Source organism: Catenovulum adriaticum (assembly GCF_026725475.1).
GTDB classification, from domain to species: domain Bacteria; phylum Pseudomonadota; class Gammaproteobacteria; order Enterobacterales; family Alteromonadaceae; genus Catenovulum; species Catenovulum adriaticum.
Window position 1 is genome coordinate 159,309 of record NZ_CP109965.1, and the last position, 20,567, is coordinate 179,875.

Below are 20,567 nucleotides of genomic sequence, written 5' to 3' on the forward strand. Positions count from 1 at the left end.
CTAGTTGTTTTTTAGTTTTAGTTATCTCATCCCTATTTTATACCTTTATGCTGCTTAATGGTTTCGTAAGCAGCTTGAATATCTTGAGCTTTTTCTTTTGCCAATTTTAACGCCTGCTCTGGTAACCCCTGTGCTGATAACTTATCAGGGTGGTGTTGAGCCATTAGCTTTTTATAAGCTTTTTTTATAGCTCGCGGTTCATCAGTTTCTGAAATTCCTAAGATCTGGCAAGCATGAACTAAACTCATACCCTCTGATTTAGCAGAGCGTTGGTTGTTATGGTGATAGTGAGTGCTAGCTTCGTTTTGTTTTATAATGCTTTCAATTGTTGCTTTATTAAAGCCTAAACTCTGACCTACCGAATATAATATTTCACGCGCTTTGGGGTGCAAGTGTCCATTAGCTAATGCGGCTTGAATTTGGATTTCTAGGTAAATCAGCATAAAATCGCGGCGGCTGTAGCAGTATTGCTTAAACTCCAACACGGTTTCATCTACCGGAAAATTTGCTTGTTTACCTGCACGATAAGCAGTTTGAGCTTCTTTTCTAAGCGCGCCTGTTAAACCCATTCTATCCATTAATGCAGAGGCTAGCGCTATATCATTTTCTGTTACACGTCCTGATGATTTAGCAATATGACCCATTAACGAAAATAAACTATGAAAAAAGATAGCGCGGTTTTTGAGGCTAGATTTACGTCGCATCAAGCTTGCAAAGCCACCACTGTCAGATAAAGCTTGGGCATAACCTTTATCAAAAAAGTAACCAATGATAAAACCAAGTATGGCACCAGGCACATGAAATAGCATAGAGCCAAAAATTAAACCTAAAATTTTACCCCAGTTAGTCGTGTTCATTTTTTACCTTATATTTGATTTATATGTGTGCAAGCTTTTGTTTTATATTAGCTAATCGCTCAGGCGTTCCTATATCTGACCACTGGCCATTGTAAAGTTCAGCACTTACATTTTTGTTTTTTATCTCATTTCGCAATAATTTACCCAGCGCGAGGGGCATTGAATGCTCACCGCGGAAAAATTCAGGCTGGTAAATCGCTATGCCTGAAAAGGTGTACTTTTTTAATTGAGTATCGCCTGATGCTAATTGTGCCATACCTTGGTCAATTGCAAAATCGCCGGTTGGATGCTGCGGCGGATTTTTAACTAAGACCAAATGAGCAAGTTGATCAATTGGATGTTTGATTAATCGTGAAAAAGGATAGTCACACCAAATATCAGCATTGACCACTAAAAAAGGTTGCTCGCCTAATAAAGGCAGCGCATTAATAATACCGCCAGCGGTTTCAAACTGATCGACAGCTTCTTCGCTATATTGAATATGACATTGATAACGGCTGCCATCACCTAAGTGTGCAGGAATTTGTTCACCTAAATATGCATGGTTAATGACCAACTCAGTTATACCGGCTTTAACCAATGCTTTAATATGATATTCGATTAAACTCTGCCCATTAATCTCCAGTAAAGGCTTTGGTTTAGTGAGAGTAAGTGGTCGCATACGTGTGCCTTTGCCGGCGGCTAGAATCATTGCTTTCATATTGCTCTTTTCTCTTAATGCTCAGCCTTTAACTGAAGATATGTTTGTGCCTAGCAAATTTGATTGCACTTTTGTCTGGTAAACGGGGTATATCTTGTGCTCAAACCAGTAGGCAAATTCAGCTAATTCAGGGTATTTAACAATTGTACTTTTTATATATTGGATCACGTTAGATAAATAATTTAGATACGCAGGCTTATTATCTCGCATTGCCAACCTTACAAAAATTCCGGCGCATTTTATATGTCGTTGTAAGCCAGTTAAGTCAAACCAGGTTTGCCATGTATTTTCATCAACATGTGGATAATACGCTTGTCTAAAGTTGTCACTGAGTTGGTCAACTAAAGCATTCGACCAAACTAAATAGCAGTCTTTTAGCAATGAGACCAAATCATAGCTCGCAGGCCCAATAAGTGCGCCTTGAAAATCAATTAAAATAGGTTGCTCTAACAATCCCTGATTGAGCATGATATTTCGACAATGAAAATCTCTGTGCACTGCAACCTGAGGTTGTTGACTAAAATTGTCAGTTAATATTTGATAACTGCGAGCCAGTAACTCTTGTTCGGCCGATGAAAGCGAATAATTCAAGCCTTGCTGAATAAACCAAGTGCTAAATATCTCAAGCTCAGTTTTTACAAATTCAGGTGCATACGCGGGAAGTTCTATCTGGCTATTTTGATGGCAATGCTGAAACTTTGCAATCACGGGCCAAAGCTGAGTGTAAGCTTGTTTTGCATTATCGGGGTTAATAATGTCTGCTAAGTGAACATCGCCGTTATCCTGTTGTAGCATAAAGCCAAGTTTTAAATCAGCTGCGAGCACTTTTGATACAGGAATGTCGGCTTGGTTCAATTGTTCTGATAAATGAACAAATAAGGCGTTGTCTTCTGTTTCTGGTGGTGCGTCTACCGCAATATAAGACTGATTTTGATGCTTAACTCTATAGTAGCGCCTAAAACTGGCATCGCCTGAAATTAATTTTATTTCAAGTGATGCTGACGGCATTGGCTCAATCTGCTGTTCAAGCCAATTAAATAATTGTATTTCTCGAGCTTTTTTTGGGGACATAAATTAATTTATCAATAATTAATATAAATTTTGAGCTATTTCCTTTATTTAACTTGGTATAAATAGCCGTGCGAGTCATTTTGTTTTATCATAACGTTTTGTACGAGCGATAGTAAGATTGCTTAGCTCGTTTTGGTATTTTTCCTCATTTTTCGAGTTTGGTTTTTATTCGCGTGATACGTACTTTTTTCATTTTAATCGGTGCTTTTTGTCCACCTTTAATTGCTGCTCAGCTTCAATGTCATCAGCCTCAACCGGCCGACAATCAGCAAGTTAAATCGGTGCAATCTACTTTATGGGCAGGCTTGGAAGATGTAAACGAAAATGCGCTGATGATAGTATCGGATAAAACCGAAGTTGGTCGCGATAGCTCAGCTAAATTTTTTGGTGAAGTGAGCATTATTCAAGGCAATAACTCAATAACCGCTGACAGTGCACAAATTTCGAATGACCGTAACAAGATGACTGCGGCAGGTGGTATTGTATTTTCAAGTGGCGATACCAAGGTTTATAGCGAATCTTTGCAAGCAGAACTTGATCAATCTGCAATTCAGTTAAATGACTCTAAATATCAGTTAGCAAACTTTACCGGGCATGGTAAAGCTGAAACTTTCAGAGTGGATCAAAAAAATGCCAGTATCGAGCTAGTTAATGCTGATTTTACTAATTGTCCGCCACAAAATGCGCCTGATTGGCAACTAATATCAAACCGAATTAAATTATCGGTTGATGATGAATGGGGTGAAGCGTGGGGCAGTCGAATTGAGATTTTTGAAGTGCCGGTTTTGTATTTACCTTATTTATCTTTCCCGCTGAGTGATAAACGCAAAACTGGCTGGCTTTACCCAAGTATTTCAACGTCATCTCAGCGAGGGGTCGATGCTAGTGTGCCTTATTATTGGAATATTGCTGAAAATTTTGATTTGACCTTAACCCCAAGAGTAATGACAGACAGAGGCGCGCAATTAGGAAGCGAATTTAGATATTTACAGCCAAATTACCAAGGTGAGTTTTATCTTGAATGGATGCCACATGATAGAGCTTTCCAGCCTGATGAAATTACAGACAGCGGCATGAACCAGTCGAGAATGGCAATGAGATGGCAAAACAGTTTAGATATATTTCAAAGCTGGAAAAGTGATCTTGACATAATGCTATTGAGCGATGATGGTTACATTAGTGATTTAGGGTTTCAAAATTACAGCGAAGTAGATACTCACGTTGAGCGTTATTTAAGTCTTTATCAGCAGCAAGAAGATTGGTCATTTAATTTAACGGTACGGGATTTTGAAGTATTTGGTGAGCACAGCCGACCTTACCGAACCTTGCCAGAAATGCAGTTTTGGTATGGTGGACTTGTTAACGACGAAAATTGGTCATTTGATTTGCCTGCCGAGTTTGCGTGGTTTCAATCAGATGAAGCGAATTTAACAGAAGCATTTAGACTACACTCAGAACCAAAACTTACTTGGTCTATGTATCGACCCGCATGGGAAGTAATGGCGCAAGGTTCACTTGCATCAACGATTTATTTACAAGAAAAAACTGTAAACGGCGATTTGCAAGAAGGCGACTTTCAACAAATTGATCGTGTTTTACCGCGCTTTAGAGTCAATGGTCGAATCATTTTAGAAAGGCCTATTGATTGGTTTGGTAGTGCAATGAAGCAAACTTTAGAGCCCAGAGCACAGTATTTGCGGGTGCCTTATACTGATCAATCTGACATAGGGTTATACGATACCGCATTATTACAAGATGACTATTTAGGCCTTTTTCGCGAGAGCCGTTTTAGTGGTATAGACCGAATACCCGAAGCAAACCAAGTCACGTTAGGGATGACAACTCGTTTATTTAGTGATGAAAACCGAGAGAAATTTAGATTCAGTGTTGGCCAAATATTTTATTTAAAAGAATCGAGAACAGATTTTGTCGATTTTAAACAGACCACTGAAAAAGGCGAATCAGCACTGGCACTTGAAGCTGATTTTGATATTCGTAAAGTTTGGTTTTTACATTACGGGTTACAATTTGATACCCAACAAGGTAATACCCGAAAAAGTCAGCTAACCCTTGATTATCATCGAAATGATGACCATTTAGTACAGTTCAGTCACAGGTTTGTTAAAGACATTTCCGGTAACCCAATTCAACAGGTTGGTGTTTCCAGCTTATGGGAAATTAGCCCTCAGTGGCAAACATTTGCTAGTATACACCAAGATCTTGAGTTAGATCGAACTGTTGAAGCTAGATTCGGTCTATTGTATGAATCTTGTTGTTGGCAACTACAACTTGGCTGGCAAACAAGAGTGAAAACTAATCTGGCTGCAGTCGACAGTCAAACATCGGTTGCCACCGATGAAAGAGATTCAGGCTTAATGTTAACCTTTACAATTAAAGGCTTTGGAAGCAGCAAGAGCCAGGCACTAGGGGTATTAAACTCTGGTATCTTTGGCTACCGAACACCTAATTTTTTAAACCAGTGAGTGATTGATGAAACAAATTAAAAAAATGATAACCCTGTTGTGCACGAGTTGGATGTTAATCATGTCAAATGCACAAGCTGTTGAGTTACTAGATAAAGTAGCGGTTGTGGTAAACCAAGGGGTTGTTTTAGAAAACGAAATACAAGACTTAATGGCAGAGCTTAAGCAACAAGCGAGTCGCTCAGGACAAGAATTACCTTCTGATAAAGCACTAAGAGTTCAAGTAACAGAGCGCCTTATAGTAAATGAATTACAGCAACAATTTGCTCAACGCATTGGTTTAGAAGTGAGTGATGCTCAAGTTCAGCAAGCTGTTCAAGAAATTGCACTTAAACAAGAAACCACCATTGAAAACTTACGCCAGCAAGTAATTTACAGTGGTGGCAACTATGAATCTTATCTTGAAAAGGTACGTCAGGAGCTAACCGCTAACGAAGTTCGTCGTGCCATGGTATCTCGCCGTATCTACGTTTCACCGCAAGAAATAGACGGTTTAGTCACCCTGTTAAAAGAACGTGGTCAAAAAAATGAAGAGTATCATTTAGGTCATATTTTAATTGGTTTACCGTCAGATGCGACAGCCAGTGAAATTGAAAGCAGCCAAAACCGAGCCGAAAAAGTAATAGAATTATTAAACGATGGAAGCGATTTTAAAAAAGTCGCTATTGGCTCATCAGCGGGCGCAAAAGCGTTAGATGGTGGTGACTTAGGGTGGATGAATGTAAACGAAATGCCAACTTTGTTTGCGGAAGCCGTTACCGATCAAAGCAAAAATTCAGTAATTGGCCCGATTCGAAGTGGTGCCGGTTTCCATATTTTAAAAATTATTGATATACGTGGTCGTGAAACTGTTGAAGTATCAGAAGTTAATGCTCGCCATATTTTAGTTAAGCCGTCTATTATTGTTAGTGATGAAAAAGCAAAAAATACACTGACCCAATATTTAAAAGATGTTAAAGCTGGCAATGAAGAATTTGCTGATTTAGCTAAACAACATTCAGAAGATCCCGGTTCTGCTGCTAAAGGCGGTGAGCTAGGCTGGGCAGATCCTTCTATGTATGTTCCAGAATTTAAAGATGCACTGGCAGAACTTGAGCCAGGTGAATATTCACAACCTTTTAAAACAGCACACGGTTGGCACATTGTTCAGTTGATAGACCGTAGAATTCAAGATGCAACTGACTCTGCCTATGAAGATAATGCGTACCGTATGTTGTTTAATCGAAAGTTTAATGAAGAAGCCGAAGCTTGGGTACGTGAAATCCGAGATCAAGCTTATATCGAAATTTTAGGTGATAACAATTAATGACGTTTAGAATTGCAATTACACCAGGTGAACCTGCCGGTATTGGGCCGGATCTTGTATTAAAAATCGCCCAGTACGACTGGCCTGCACAATTAGTTGTAGTAGGTTCAAAAGAGCTGTTGCTTGAAAGAGCGGAGCAATTGGGCATTGATATTGAATTAACTGAATACGATTCAAACCAAGCTGCTATGCCACAAAAAAAAGGTACGCTAACTATTTTACCTGTACCGCTTAAAGCACCGGTTGTTTGCGGTGAGTTAAATGCAAAAAATGGTCAATATGTAGTAGAAACTATGCGTGTTGCTTGCCAAAAAAATATGGATGGCGAGTTTGCTGCTATTGTGACAGGGCCTGTAAACAAAGGCATTATTAATAAATCTGGTATTTCATTTAGCGGCCATACCGAGTTTTTTGCAACTGAGTCAAATACTGCAGACGTTGTTATGATGCTAGCAACAGAGGGCCTAAGAGTTGCTTTAATGACAACACATATTCCATTGGCATATGTGTCTAAAGCCATTACCTATGACAGAGTAATTAAAGTCACAGAAATTTTACACAGCGAATTGCAAAGTAAATTTGGTCTTGATAAACCAACCATTTATGTATGCGGATTAAACCCTCATGCAGGTGAGGATGGTCATTTAGGCACTGAAGAGCTTACAACCATTACCCCCGCGCTTAACACGCTTAGGGATCGTGGCATGAATATTATTGGTCCTTTACCTGCCGATACTTTGTTTCAGGATAAATATTTACAAAATGCGGATGCGGTACTATCTATGTACCACGATCAAGGATTAACCGTGCTTAAATACAAAGGTTTTGGTAAAGCCGTTAATATTACTTTAGGTTTACCTTTTATTAGAACTTCAGTTGATCACGGCACAGCACTTGATTTAGCCGGCACCGGACTTGCAGAAGTGGGTAGTTTTCAAGTGGCATTAAATGAAGCCATCACCTTAGCGGAAAGATCAAAAAATGACAGATAAGGTTCACTTAGGTCACAGAGCAAGAAAACGTTTTGGCCAAAACTTTTTGACAGATGATTATATTATCGGTGAAATTGTTAATGCTATTTCTCCAGACGACCAGCACGTTATGGTTGAAATCGGTCCGGGCTTAGGTGCGCTTACGTTTCCGGTACTAGCAGAAGTACAGCGGCTTAATGTGGTTGAATTGGATAAAGATTTAGTTGAACGTTTTGAAGAAGATCAACTATTAACACGTAGGCTCAACGTTTATCAAGCAGATGCCATGAAGTTTGATTTTTCGCAATTGATAACTAATGAGCAAAAAATGAAATTATTTGGCAACTTGCCTTATAACATTTCAACCCCGCTATTGTTTCATTTATTTGAATTTTGTGACCAAATATCTGACATGCACTTTATGTTACAAAAAGAAGTGGTTGACCGAATGTGTGCTAACCCGGGCAGCAAAGCATTTGGTAAATTAAGTGTGATGACACAATATTACTGTGATGCTGAAACTGTGGTAACGGTTGATCCAGCTTGCTTTACGCCTGCCCCTAAAGTAGTTTCTGCGGTTGTACGTTTAACCCCTAAAGCGAAACGGGCAGAGGTAGACACTAAAATGCTTGAGCGAGTTGCGGCTGCCGCTTTTAATCAGCGCCGAAAAACCATTCGTAATAGCTTGAAAGAGTTAATTAATGAAGAAGAAATGCTATCTTTATCTATCGACCCTAAAGCTAGAGCTGAAGCATTATCACTCGCTCAATTTATTCAAATTGCACAATTTATCAGTCAGAAGTAGTTATTATGATTAATCCACAAGAATCGATTCAGATTCAAACAGAAACTTATTACGTTGATGAGCAGTCTGATCCTAATGAAGACAGATACGTTTTTGCTTACACGATAACCATTCAAAACAAAGGTCAACAGGCCGTACAGTTAAAAAGCCGTTATTGGTTAATTACCGACAGCAATGGAAAAAAAGTTGAAGTGCAAGGTGACGGCGTGATTGGTCAGCAGCCCGTTATTAAACCCAATGGTAAATTTCAATATACCAGCGGAGCCGTAGTTGATACTCCGGTTGCGACTATGCAGGGCTATTACGATATGATCGAAATTGAAAGCGCATCTCCGTTTAAAGCAAATATTGATGTTTTTAGGCTTGCCCAGCCAAACATCTTAAATTAAGTTTGGAGCAGGGTAGTGGCGCATTATTTTGTAGGTGATATTCAAGGCTGTTATGACGAACTAATGCGTTTGTTGGACAAAGTTAAATTTGATCCTACTCAAGATGTTTTATGCCCTGTTGGCGATTTAGTCGCGCGCGGCCCTGCGTCTGAAAAAGTGGCCAAGCTTATGCTTGAATTGGGGCATGCGGTAGAGCCTGTTTTAGGTAATCACGATCTGCATTTGCTCTCAATTTATGCTGGTTTATTTAAAGATAAAAAAAACGACAAACTAAAAAAGCTTGTTCAATCTCCAATGGTTAGTGATTACGCAAAATGGTTAAGAACCCAACCTCTGATCCGTTATTATCCTGAATTTAACATTATTGTAAGCCACGCCGGTACGCATCCTTTTGTACCACTTGAAACGCAAATGGAATTAGCTGACCAAGCACGTCAAAAATTAGCTTCAAAAGATTATAAAATTTGGTTAGAACGAATGTACGGGAACGAGCCTAGAAAATGGCGATCACACTTAACTGAAGAAGAAGCTTTCAGGTTTATTGTTAATACAACAACCCGAATGCGTTTTATTGACGATGATGGCGCACTCGACTTTGAGACTAAACAACCACCCTCGCAAGCCCCGCTTAATTTATCGCCTTGGTTTGAATTGAAACCTAAAACCACCACACCTACACCTATTCATGTTTTTGGTCACTGGGCAGCGTTATTAGGAAAAACGGATGATTCAAATTTTATTGGATTAGATACTGGATGTGTTTGGGGTAATAAATTAACGATTTATAAAGCCGAAACCAAAGAGTTTTTTGTTCAGCAGAGTTTACCTTAAGATAAAATATAAAAGCCATTGATCTATATGCCTGCTTGGTGGTTTTAATGCTGTGTGCCAAAGCCGAGACAAACATAGGTTCAAACTTCATATAGTGCGATTCAAATAACTAGACTGAAGAGATTTATCTAGTTGCGCTCGCTCACAACTGGTTTAAACGATTTTTCTGATAAAATAAATCCTACTTAGCTGTAAAACTAAATCTTTTTTAATTTTATTGTGAATTATTGTTTTTATATTTGACTTTTAATTGCGTTTAAAACAAAAGGTTAACATGCGGTAGGCCTGTTTGGTTCACATTGTGATTGTTGGTTTTAATCTAAATTCCTTTATTCTAAATGCTTGAAACATGAAGAGCGCCATAACGTCTTTGAAAAATATCGGGAGTAAAGAAGGAGTTTTTATCATAAAAAATCAAATGCTTAAGGTTTAAGTTTATGATTTATTTAAATTAATTATCTTTTTCCAATGCCTGTATTAAAACGCTTAAGCATTGCCTGATTATAACGCATTATCTATTTATTCCCCCATGTTTTTCAAGCTGCTTTAATTTTAGATTTAAGATATTTTATCTTGTTTATGGTTGTATTTAAAAATGTTAATTTATATTTGATTTTGTTTTTATCTGGTATATTATTGTTTGAATATGAAAACTAAAATTCACATAATAAACGAGAGTTGCTCATGGGAATGAAATTAACAAAAATAATGCGGATAACCTTGGTGGTGGTTTCAACTGTGGCTTCACCATTCATTAATGCTGCCGACTATTTTGTGGCAAATAATGGTGATGATAGCAACGACGGAAGCTTATCAACTCCATTTTTAACTTTATCGAAAGCTGCAGAAATAGCGGTGGCTGGTGATACTGTTAATATTAGAGCGGGCGTTTACAATGAAATTTTGAGACCCGCTAACTCTGGTACAGAGTCAAACCCTATTGTATTTCAATCTTATCAAGATGAAAAAGTCGTTATTACCGCGATGGAACCTATTAATGGTTGGTCTGCCGACTCAGAAAATATTTATGTTGCTGATGTTGATTGGGATCTAGGTCAATCGAACTTTGTGATGCAAGGGCGGACCGCCATGGATTTAGCGCGTTGGCCGAATAATGTGGATGGTGACCCCTTTACGCAAAACTCGTTAAGAAATACAGGTGGTAGCGCGAGTGAAATAGCCGATAATGCTTATCTTGATTATGATCAAGGGATTCCAGAAGGCGATTGGTCTAAAGGTGGCTCTATTTATTTTTATGGTGATAAACCAGGGTCAGGCTGGACTACTTGGCGTGCGTTTATAACCAGCAATACCAGTAATCGAGTTTATTTTGACTTAAATAAAAATCCGAGTTGGATCCGTACTTTTCATGCGCCAGCAGACAAAGGTGACTTTTTTCTTCAAGGCATAAAAGCGGCATTAGATTATCAAAATGAGTGGTATTTTGATGCTGAAAACAAAAAGTTATATGTTTATTTACCTGAAGGAAGTATGCCGACAGAAGATCAAGTACAAATGCGTAAGCGTGAAAAAACAATTGATCTTTCTGCTCGTAATCACATCCATATAAAAAATCTTGCGGTATTTGGTGGTTCAATTGAAATCACTAATGGGGCGTCAAATAACCATATTTATGCTGTTACTAGCTTATATGGTAATTACACATTAGGTGTGGTTTCTGGGTTTGCGTCGGGCAGTCAAAGCATTAATATTCGTAGTGATTGGAATCAATTTAACACGGTTAACAATGTTATTGAAAAAAGCGAAATCGGTTTTGGTTCAGGCACTGGTATTTATGATTCAGGCGAACGCACTCAAATATTAGACTCTTATATTCATGATTTTAATTATTTAGGTAACTATGATGCCATTATTAATGCAAGGGGCGGTAATCATACCAAGGTATTAAATAATACCATTACCCGCGCCGGCAGAGATGCCATTCAAGGTTTTAATGACAACGCAGAATACGCCTACAATGACATATCTTATAGCAACCTTATAGCCGATGACTGTGGCCTTTTTTATACAGTGGGTGGGCCAAGTCATACTGAAATTCATCATAATTGGCTGCATGATGCGTATTCGAGTGGCAGTAAAAGTAAAGCAGCAGGTATTTATTTAGATAATGATGCCGAAGGCTTTGACGTACACCATAATGTTATATGGAATACGGAATGGTCAAATATCCAAATTAATTGGGATGGAACTGATTTAAATATTTACAATAATACTTTGTGGAATGGCAGTGCAACCATGGGGGCTTGGCATAAAGAGGGGACTTCATTTTCAAATGTGAAAGTGTGGAATAACCTTTCAGATAAAAACTCATGGGAGCCGCAGTCAGATAAACAAAACAATGTGACTATTTCAACTTCGCCTTTTGTCGATTATGAAAATGGTAACTTTCAACTTAAAGCGGGCACAGCCGCAGTGGATGCAGGAAAAATTATTCCTGACTTTACAGATGATGTAACAGATGGGAAACCAGATGTAGGTGCCTATGAAATAAATGGTGATAATGCTCAATGGGTTGCTGGTATTACATGGGAGCAAAAATTAGGCCCGACTGGTAATGGGTGTTACGGGTTACCGGGTGAATCTTGTATTGAGCCAATAACAGAGGAGCCTACGGCAAATTTTGCTCAGGATGCCAATATTGATGAAAACCAAACCATTACTATAAAAGTAATTTTGTCTGATTATGCGATGAATTATCCGGTGACCATACCTTATACGATCAGCGGTACTGCACAGGGGCAAGATCATAATTTAAATGAGGGCAGCATTGTTATTGAGGCAGGTAAGGAAGCGTCATTAAGCATGACAGCCATGGCAGATGACCAACTGGAATCTGATGAAACTTTGGTGATTACCATGGGGGCATTAAATAATGCAATTGCAGGCGATAAAGATTCTATTACCTTAACGATTAAAGATAAAACGGTAGCGCCAGAACCCGAGGTTGAGCCAGAAGAAGAGTCTAAATCAAGCGGCGGTGGCAGTACCACTTATTGGACTATTTTATCTTTGTTATTGGCTTTATGCCTAAAATATTACTTTACGCATTTTATTAGCTTGCATAGAACAAAATTCTAACTGTTTATGCTTTATGACACGAATCGCAGCATTATTTAAATATGATGCTGCGTTTTTCACTTGAACTAGGATTGGCTGCTTCGTCTTAATTCAGAATCAATAAAATAACGGATTTATAATAGAGCCGCAGCTTTGATCTGAATAAATACTTTTTTCTCTATCGCTAAGCTAAGTTGCTCAACTGCTTTAGCTGACACTTGCGCTAAAAAAATTTGTTGGTTGACTTTAATGCTAATCAACTTCATGTTCTGTTTGTCAGTTGTAATTTGTTTAATCACACCCGCTAAAATATTTTGAATGCTCGAATCTGTGGCTTTAGTTAAGCTGATACTGACATCCTTTGCCTGAATTTTAAGCCGGATTTCATCACCTACTTGGTAATTATTATCGCTTAACCACAAATGGCTTGTGACGTTACTGGCTGAGGAGCTTACGGCAACTTTTATCTGCTGCCACGTCTGCGATATCTCAGTCACGTGAGCACTCATATAAATAGCATGATCGTCTACAAGGCTATGATTCAAATAAGCTAAAGACTCCTTAAGCGGCTTGGATGAAATGATTTGACCTTTATCCAAAACCACTAAATGATCGGCTAGTCGAGCGACTTCATCCGCACTGTGACTGACATAAATTATTGGGATATTAAATTCACGTTTTAGTGTTTCTAAATAGGGTAAAATTTCATTTTTATGCTGGTTATCTAAAGACGCTAAAGGCTCATCCATTAATAATAACTGAGGTTGGCTTAATAGTGCTCTAGCAATCGCGACTCTTTGCTTTTCGCCGCCGGAAAGTGTTGCTGGAAATTGAGTTAATAAATTTTCAATTTTAAATAACTCAATGATTTTTTTATCATTGAGTATTTGTTTTTTCTGCTTTTTAACTCGCTTTTGGGCGTAATGCAAATTTTGTTCAACATTTAAATGTGAAAATAAACTGGCTTCCTGAAAAACATAGGCTAAATTTCGTTTTTCAGTTGGCATAAAAACTTGCTGATGTTGCCAAGTTTGAGTTAAAAATTGCACTTGGTTGTCCGTGTGTTTTTCTAATCCGGCAATGCATCTTAATAAACTGGTTTTGCCCGAGCCTGATGCCCCGTAAATAGCCGTAATGCCTTGAGCCGGTAAGTTAAGGTTAAACTGAGCAGTAAACTGCTCTCGTTTAACTCGGCAGTTAATAAGCAATTGATGATCATTTGGTAACGGGTTAGAAAACACGAGCTTGTTTCCCCGAGCGAGTGTTTAACGAATAAACCAGCAATAAAACAAAAAATGAAAATACCAGCATGATAGCCGAAAGTTGATGGGCTTGAGCGTAAGCTAAACTTTCAACATGATCGTAAATTTGTACTGAGACTACCCGAGTTTCATCCGGAATATTGCCACCTATCATTAAAATTACCCCAAATTCGCCAATGGTATGGGCAAAACCTAACACCGCAGCCGTCATAAAACCGGGTTTTGCATTAGGTAAAATAATAGTGCAAAAGCGATCTATAGGCCCTGCACCTAATGTCGCGGCTACTTCTAATGGCCTTTTGCCCATGGCCTGAATGGCATTTCGAATAGGTTGAACCACAAAAGGCAGCGAATAAAATACTGAGCCAATCACTAAACCCGTAAAGCTAAACGCAAAACTGGTTATACCAAACCATTGGCTGATGGAGCCTATTGGCCCATTTGGCCCCATGGCTAATAATAAATAAAAGCCAATCACAGTTGGGGGTAAAACCAAAGGCAGGGCGACTAAAGCATCAATCCAAGGCGTTATTTTTGAGCGGCTGGTAGCCAGCCATAAAGCTAAAGGTGTACCGATAATTAATAATATTAGGGTGACAACAGCTGCCAGTTTTAATGTCAGCCAAATCGCAGAATAATCAGCTGGATTAAGCTCAAGCATTATAATGAACCGTTGGTTTTATAACCAAATTGATGAATAATGTTTTTTGCGTTTGTGCTTTTTATAAATTGTAAAAAATCAATAGCGGCTTGGTTATTTTGTGCCGATTTTAGCAATATAGCATCTTGTAAAATAGGTGAATGGTAAGTTTGCGGTATTAGCCAATATGAACCTGTTTTATGTTGACTGAGTTGTGAAGCTGAGATAAATCCAATTTGGGCATTTTGAGTAAATACGTACTGATAGGTTTGGGCGATATTTTCAGCATATACTAAATTTTTTTTGGTAAATTTATATTGTTGTAAAGATTTTAGGGTTTCAACCGCTGCACTTCCATAAGGGGCTAATTTAGGGTTAGCAATGGCAATTTTATTAAATGAGGTTAAATCTAACTTGGCCGGAGTTAAGCTTAAATTATTTTGCGGCGACCATAAAACCAGTTGGCCAGTTGCATAACTAAACCGAGTATTTGCAACAGCCAAACCTAACTTTTCAAGCGATATGGGTTTAACTTGATCCGCTGAAAAAAAAGCGGCATAAGGCGCACCTTGAGTTATTTGCGCATAAAGCTTGCCTGATGAAGCAAATGATAGCTTTATGTTGTGTTCAGAGCTTTGCTCAAAGGTATTTTTAAGCTGTTGCATCGGCTGCGTAAAGTTAGAGGCAACGGCGATAATAGCTTGCTCAGCGTTGGCATTAACCGAAAACCAAGCAAGCGCACATAATATAAAGTGTTTGTACCCAGTTCGAATCATTGAAAGTGGCAAAGTATCAACCTTTAAAAAAGTGTAGTGAAGGTTTATATATTCGTATTTGACGTCAATGATAAGCCTTTTTGGTAACAGCTAATCGCTTTTTTATCTTGATTTTGCTGGTTATATATATCGCCTAACAATGCATAATTTTCCGCTGTTGCAATTTGCTCAGGGTGTTGATGCAGCGCGCTTTCTAATGCTTGTTGAGCTAATTGCAAGTCGTTGTTTTTTCCTGCAGCTACTGCAAGCAATACTTTTAGTTGAGCATTATTAGGCTGATTTTTAATTTGCTTTTCAATCCAAGCTGTTAACTTTAAAGGTTGATGTAAATTTAATTGGTTAAATAAAACGATATTTTGGCGATCTATTTCTGTTTCAAATAGTTTAATTAATGCAGCTTCAAGCTCTTTGTTAAAACCTGCATTATTTAAGCTGACTAAGTACGCCTTTACACTATGCGTATCTTGTTCAATAAATTTATGCAGCGCTTTATTATATTGTTGTAGCAATTTTAAATTTTTATCTTTTTCTGCTTGTTTAAACAATGGCTCAAAAGATTCAATGGCCATTTTTCTAAATTCGGATTTGGTTATATCTGTATAGCGTTTAACTTTACTTAAAATCTCGCGTAGCGCTTCATATTGCTGAGTTTGTTGGTAAAGCCGAGCAAGCATAAGTAAGTTTTCAGAGTGTTTAGGTTCTGTTGCTAGTAGCGCTTCACAATTTTGAATGGCTTGTTCTGATTTACCTTCTTGAACTAAGCTTTTACAAATAGCCAATTGTTTGTCTGTTTCATTGCCACTTTGTTGGGCGCGCAATAAATAAACGCTGCTATCATCGTTATGGTTTTGCTGACGAGCGGCCTCGGCCGCAATTAAATAATGGCTGCTAGATATAGGGCTGTTTTTGGCATGTTTTAAACTTTGTTGTTCGGCTTTTTGCCATTGTTGATTTAACAAAGCTTCAATGGCATTTTGTAAGCTGTTTAAACTGCGGTTTTGTTTTTTTTCCACTCGCCACGCACGCCAATTTTTACGCGCATTAAACACTGAACGTATAATTAAACTAAGCAAAACAACACTAATATAAATAGCCAGTAGTAGTAGCGCAAAGCCAAATAGGCTAGCTTCCCAAGTCCAGTCTGCTACTGAAATTAAGACATAACCCTTTTCTTCTACTACAAATGCACCAACGGCCATTAAACCGCATGCAAAGCAAAAAAGCAGCAGAATTTTGATCATGGTGTTACCTTATTATTTAACTGTGATGACTGAGCCGATGTATTAATTAAATTTTCAACGACACCCAGTGATTTTAGCTCTAATGTAGAAAAATCTTGAGTAAGCTGTTTGTTTTGCAGTTTAGCTAATTGGTCTATCACCTTTTGCACATCTGCATTTTCTTGTTGGTAAAACTGTTGGATCCAGTTACCTGATTGCTGCAAAGCTAATTGATAAATAGACTGTTTTTGATGTAGCGCAGCCCACTGCGCCTGATTTAATTTACTGATTAAATTTTGACGAATATTTTGCGCTTGTTTAGGCGTTAATAAAGGCTCAACTTCACCTGATCTTTGTTTTGGCATAAATAACTCTAAAAAGTCATGCCAGATAATTTTTAAATTCGACATGCTAATGTCTTCAGTTGGTGCCCTGTCTTCTACTGGGTTTTCAACTTCTTCGGGTAAATTGGCTTGGTTCAGTGGCAAATGCATCACTTGGCGAATGAGTTCAGTTAAGCTAAAAAATATATTATCTAATTCAGCTTCATCTAAAGTTTGTACGCGAGCTACGTCATCTGATATCTGATTTTTTAAATTAAACCATTGGCTATTACTATTTTGCTCTGCTAATTTGGCTTGTGCTAATTTAAGCACAGCAATAGTGCCGGCTTTATCTTGCTCAATATGCAGTTTGCGAGATGCCAGTGTGAGCAAATACTTAGCATCAATTAATATGGCTTGATTATGACTACTTATTTGGCTGACAGAAAATTGCTCAATCGACTTTTGAACGTCTTGCTTTTGAGTTTTTAAGTTTTGCTCTATTTGTGAGCGATAGGTAGATAGCTTTTGGTTTAGTTGATTATTAAATTCTTGCTGACTGCTTTTAATTGAGTTTATCAGCTGAGTTTGTTGCTGTTGGTTATCATCCGGTTGCTTTTGCTGTTGAGTGTCTTGCCAGTATAACCAATAAGCCCAAGCGACAAACCCTGCGACAGCCAGTGCTATCAAAAGTGCAACCCAAGCAACCCAATTTGAACCAGATTTTTTTGTATTGGGTTCTTTGTTAGTGGTTTTACGCGCTGTGGCTTCGGTTGTTGTTTCTGGTTTTGTTTCAGCCGCAGGCGCTTTCTCTACAGGTGTGCTTTTTGGTGCTGCCTCAGTTGTATTTGCGGAGGTTTCAGTATCCAGTTCAACGGTTTTTTTTGGATCGTCTTGTTGCTCTGTCATATAGGGTTACCATTTAAAGTCTGCAGCGCAGTTAAAATGTCGTGGTTATTCGCGCTATGAATATTTTTTACTTGAGTTAAACCATGTTGTTCTAATTGCTGTTTTACGCGTTCAGAGGGCACTAAGCAAAGCGCCGTTTTTAGCTTGTTAAATAATGCTGTATTGGCTTGGTCAATTAAAAAGTTGGCGTTTTCTCCACTGGTTAATACAAAACAATCCGCAGTGGCGATTTTGTTTAGTTGACTAATTGCAAGTGGTTGCCAAGTTCTTTTATATATATTGTAGGTATTTAATACTTTATTGGCTAGTTTAAAACTTTCAGAAATGTGATTCCTGCCTTGTTCACCCTTAAATAAAATAGCGTGCTGAGCATTTTGTAATTCTGTTAATGCTAATAAGCCCTCAGAATTAGCCTCACTTGGGGTGATAATATGTGTAAAGCCAAGTTGTTTAAGTTTATCTGCTGTGGCTTGGCCTACTGCAATGGCTAAATGATTTTGCAATGAGTGCAGTAGTTGTGGGTTAATCAACTGAGCTAAATAGGCCGCTGAATATTGGCTGGTAAAAATTAAGCAGTCGTGCTCTTTGTATAGCTCAGGGTTATTTATATTGGTGCTGTCTTCGCCCGCTTCTACATGAAATAGCGGCTGGTTTATATAGTGAAAACCAGCTGTGCCGAGCAATTTATTTAATTGCTCGGCTCGTTCGCCTTGTCTTGGATGAAATATACAATAACTATTATTGGTCGCCATAAACTTCGTCAAGCACCACTTTTGCACCTGCATCTAATAAAGCTTGCGCTGCTTTTACGCCTAGTTGATGTGCGTCTTCAATGGCGCCTTTTTGTTCTGTGTAATACCTGTCTTTACCGTCTAAAGAGGTAACTAAACCCCGTAAGCGTAATTGGTTATCTTCAAAAGTAGCATAACCGGCAATAGGTACTTGGCAGCCTCCATTGAGTTTGGTGTTAAATGCACGCTCAGCGCGTAAACGGATACTGGTTTCTTCATTACCTAAACAAGCAAGTAAGGCTTTTGTATCAGCGTCATCAGTTCTGCATTCAATACCGACTGCGCCTTGGCCAACGGCAGGTAAAATAGTTTCAGGGGGAACTGATTGTTTTATGCGATCCGTTAATTTAAGTCTAATTAAACCCGCACAAGCTAAAATAATGGCATCAAACTGACCTTCGTCAAGTTTACGTAATCGAGTTTGTACATTACCCCGTAAACTTTTTATTTTTAGGTCAGGTCGTAAACTAAGCAATTGGCATTGGCGGCGTAAGCTAGATGTGCCGACAACTGCACCTTGTGGTAACTCGTTTATATTATTAAATTTATTAGAAACAAATGCATCTCTTGGATCTTCGCCTTCACAAATAACAGATAAGCCTAAACCTTCCGGAAACTCCATCGGCACATCTTTCATTGAATGAACTGCAATATCTGCTTCGTTATTTAGCATGGCGACTTCTAGCTCTTTTACAAACAAACCTTTACCACCAATTTTAGCTAATGGCGTATCTAAAATTTTATCGCCTTTAGTTTTTATTTTAATTAATTCAACGGTGAGCTCTGGGTGTTCGTTCTGTAGTGCTTGTTGCACATATTCTGCTTGCCAAAGTGCTAATAAACTATCGCGTGTTGCAATGCGAAGATGCTTTTTCATATAAATTCAATCACCTTTATTGTTTACCCAAACTGGGAGACTAAAAGCTATCTTAGCTTAAAAGGCGTTAATTCCCAACCTAACTTAGTTTAATTTAATACTTTTAAGCCTTTGTATGCTTAGTTGGTAAGATATACTTAAGTTTTTGAAAGTACAGCTTGATTTTATTGGATTGTGACCAATGACTGTTTGTTAGCTTTAAATATTTTCATTGTTGAGTGCAAGTAATTTAGTTTATATGCTCGCTCACCCGAGTCACGATAATGGCGAACTATGTATATCAATTTTTTCGATAAAATATTGAACAAAGGCGATCGAACTAAGGCCTAAGGCTGTATTAAAAGGTAAACAAGTCGCGTTTTTTGGAAACTAAATCTGTGTGGTTTTACATTAGGCTACTTGAATGTCAGCAATATAATGCAAAGGAGTAAAAATGAAAAAAATATTTTGGTTGCTGGTGCTCTGGCCTTTATTAACAGGCTGCGGAATCTCATTTTATTATAATAAACTAGATTGGTTTGCTAATTGGTACTTAGATGATTTTGTTGAATTAACCGACTCGCAAGACAAGTTATTTGAAAAGCACTTCAATAGTTGGCACCAGTGGCACAGAAAAACCCAACTTCCGCTTTATTATGACCAGTTAAAACAATTAAAACTGGATATCAAACAAGGTATTAATTCACAACAAATTTTAGCTCATACGCATCAGGCTCGATCACATTGGCTTAACTTGTTAGAACATATAGCGCCGGATGTCACCCACCAACTGTTAACTTTGTCTGCTGAACAAAAGCAAGAACTACTTGATAATATAGCGGATGAATTAGAAGAAAAAGCAAATAAATTTGCAGAAAAATCATTAAAAGAGCAAGTTGAAGATACAGAAAATCGCAATATAAAAACCTTTAAAAAATGGTTTGGTCGCTTAACGGATAAGCAAGAACAGCAAATTAAAACACAACTGACTAAATATCAGTCGAGTCAAACGATGTGGTCTAATTATAGACAAAATTACCTCAAACAGTTTGAGGCTTTATTGTTTAACAACCAAGCGCTAGATCAATTTGAGAAGCTGGCAGACCTGCTTGGTTATCCTGATCAAATGCGAAGCCCTGAATTACAACAGATTATTGGTTTAAATCAAACGCTTTACGCGCAATTTTTATCTCAATTTATTGCACAGGCTAGCGACACTCAAAAACAGCATCTGTATGATGAAATAGACGAATACCTTCAAGAGCTAGAAGAGCTCATTGAACAATCAGCTTCGTAACC

The 20,567-nt window shown here is 38.1% G+C and carries 18 protein-coding genes; 8 read left to right on the forward strand and 10 right to left on the reverse strand.

Annotated features, from left to right (window positions below; translation table 11 throughout):
• Positions 1-32: 32 nt before the first annotated feature.
• From djlA to OLW01_RS00735, 3 genes are read right to left on the reverse strand one after another with little or no spacing between them, the layout of a single operon-like run.
• On the reverse strand, positions 33-857 hold the full coding sequence (gene djlA, locus OLW01_RS00725; protein WP_268074677.1) for a co-chaperone DjlA: 825 nt from the start codon (positions 855-857) through the stop codon (positions 33-35).
• Between the two features lie 19 nt (positions 858-876).
• Positions 877-1,557 carry an N-acetylmuramate alpha-1-phosphate uridylyltransferase MurU gene (gene murU, locus OLW01_RS00730; RefSeq protein WP_268074678.1) on the reverse strand — a complete coding sequence of 227 codons (681 nt, stop codon included), beginning with the start codon at positions 1,555-1,557 and terminating at the stop codon, positions 877-879.
• Positions 1,558-1,578: 21 nt separating this feature from the next.
• On the reverse strand, positions 1,579-2,628 hold the full coding sequence (locus OLW01_RS00735; RefSeq protein WP_268074679.1) for an aminoglycoside phosphotransferase family protein: 1,050 nt from the start codon (positions 2,626-2,628) through the stop codon (positions 1,579-1,581).
• A 173-nt stretch (positions 2,629-2,801) separates the two neighbouring features.
• Between OLW01_RS00735 and OLW01_RS00740 the strand changes: the two genes are divergently transcribed.
• From OLW01_RS00740 to OLW01_RS00770, 7 genes are all read left to right on the forward strand, one after another.
• On the forward strand, positions 2,802-5,111 hold the full coding sequence (locus tag OLW01_RS00740) for an LPS-assembly protein LptD (protein WP_268074680.1): 2,310 nt from the start codon (positions 2,802-2,804) through the stop codon (positions 5,109-5,111).
• Between the two features lie 16 nt (positions 5,112-5,127).
• Positions 5,128-6,417: a peptidylprolyl isomerase SurA gene (gene surA, locus OLW01_RS00745; protein WP_428980180.1), complete on the forward strand. Its 1,290-nt coding sequence runs from the start codon at positions 5,128-5,130 to the stop codon at positions 6,415-6,417.
• On the forward strand, positions 6,417-7,409 hold the full coding sequence (gene pdxA, locus OLW01_RS00750; RefSeq protein ID WP_268074681.1) for a 4-hydroxythreonine-4-phosphate dehydrogenase PdxA: 993 nt from the start codon (positions 6,417-6,419) through the stop codon (positions 7,407-7,409). The genes surA and pdxA overlap by 1 nt, the downstream gene beginning before the upstream one ends.
• Positions 7,399-8,193 (forward strand): 16S rRNA (adenine(1518)-N(6)/adenine(1519)-N(6))-dimethyltransferase RsmA, encoded by a 795-nt coding sequence (gene rsmA, locus OLW01_RS00755; protein ID WP_268074682.1) that lies wholly within the window; start codon positions 7,399-7,401, stop codon positions 8,191-8,193. The genes pdxA and rsmA overlap by 11 nt, the downstream gene beginning before the upstream one ends.
• A gap of 5 nt (positions 8,194-8,198) precedes the next feature.
• Entirely contained in the window at positions 8,199-8,582 is a 384-nt protein-coding gene (gene apaG, locus OLW01_RS00760; protein WP_268074683.1) for a Co2+/Mg2+ efflux protein ApaG, read from the forward strand.
• Between the two features lie 15 nt (positions 8,583-8,597).
• A complete protein-coding gene (locus OLW01_RS00765; RefSeq protein ID WP_268074684.1) occupies positions 8,598-9,413 on the forward strand; it encodes a symmetrical bis(5'-nucleosyl)-tetraphosphatase in 816 nt (271 codons plus the stop codon).
• A 690-nt stretch (positions 9,414-10,103) separates the two neighbouring features.
• The gene (locus tag OLW01_RS00770; protein WP_268074685.1) at positions 10,104-12,512 is read left to right on the forward strand and encodes a right-handed parallel beta-helix repeat-containing protein; all 2,409 of its coding nucleotides are present in this window, start codon (positions 10,104-10,106) and stop codon (positions 12,510-12,512) included.
• A gap of 113 nt (positions 12,513-12,625) precedes the next feature.
• On the opposite strand, the gene modC is transcribed toward OLW01_RS00770, so the two are convergent.
• Genes modC through hemC form a run of 7 tightly spaced genes read right to left on the reverse strand, consistent with a single transcriptional unit; the run spans position 12,626 to position 19,289 of the window.
• The gene (gene modC, locus OLW01_RS00775) at positions 12,626-13,732 is read right to left on the reverse strand and encodes a molybdenum ABC transporter ATP-binding protein (protein WP_268074686.1); all 1,107 of its coding nucleotides are present in this window, start codon (positions 13,730-13,732) and stop codon (positions 12,626-12,628) included.
• Positions 13,722-14,414 carry a molybdate ABC transporter permease subunit gene (gene modB / locus OLW01_RS00780; RefSeq protein WP_268074687.1) on the reverse strand — a complete coding sequence of 231 codons (693 nt, stop codon included), beginning with the start codon at positions 14,412-14,414 and terminating at the stop codon, positions 13,722-13,724. The genes modC and modB overlap by 11 nt, the downstream gene beginning before the upstream one ends.
• Complete coding sequence (gene modA, locus OLW01_RS00785; protein WP_268074688.1) at positions 14,414-15,181, reverse strand: molybdate ABC transporter substrate-binding protein; 768 nt, start codon at positions 15,179-15,181, stop codon at positions 14,414-14,416. Before modA ends, modB begins: the two co-directional genes overlap by 1 nt.
• Before the next feature lie 32 nt (positions 15,182-15,213).
• Entirely contained in the window at positions 15,214-16,410 is a 1,197-nt protein-coding gene (locus tag OLW01_RS00790; protein ID WP_268074689.1) for a heme biosynthesis HemY N-terminal domain-containing protein, read from the reverse strand.
• Positions 16,407-17,621 carry a uroporphyrinogen-III C-methyltransferase gene (locus tag OLW01_RS00795; protein WP_268074690.1) on the reverse strand — a complete coding sequence of 405 codons (1,215 nt, stop codon included), beginning with the start codon at positions 17,619-17,621 and terminating at the stop codon, positions 16,407-16,409. Before OLW01_RS00795 ends, OLW01_RS00790 begins: the two co-directional genes overlap by 4 nt.
• Positions 17,618-18,373 (reverse strand): uroporphyrinogen-III synthase, encoded by a 756-nt coding sequence (locus OLW01_RS00800; RefSeq protein ID WP_268074691.1) that lies wholly within the window; start codon positions 18,371-18,373, stop codon positions 17,618-17,620. The genes OLW01_RS00795 and OLW01_RS00800 overlap by 4 nt, the downstream gene beginning before the upstream one ends.
• On the reverse strand, positions 18,360-19,289 hold the full coding sequence (gene hemC / locus OLW01_RS00805) for a hydroxymethylbilane synthase (RefSeq protein ID WP_268074692.1): 930 nt from the start codon (positions 19,287-19,289) through the stop codon (positions 18,360-18,362). Before hemC ends, OLW01_RS00800 begins: the two co-directional genes overlap by 14 nt.
• A 433-nt stretch (positions 19,290-19,722) precedes the next feature.
• On the opposite strand from hemC, the gene OLW01_RS00810 reads away from it, so the two are divergent.
• Entirely contained in the window at positions 19,723-20,565 is an 843-nt protein-coding gene (locus OLW01_RS00810; RefSeq protein WP_268074693.1) for a DUF6279 family lipoprotein, read from the forward strand.
• Positions 20,566-20,567 lie beyond the last annotated feature (2 nt).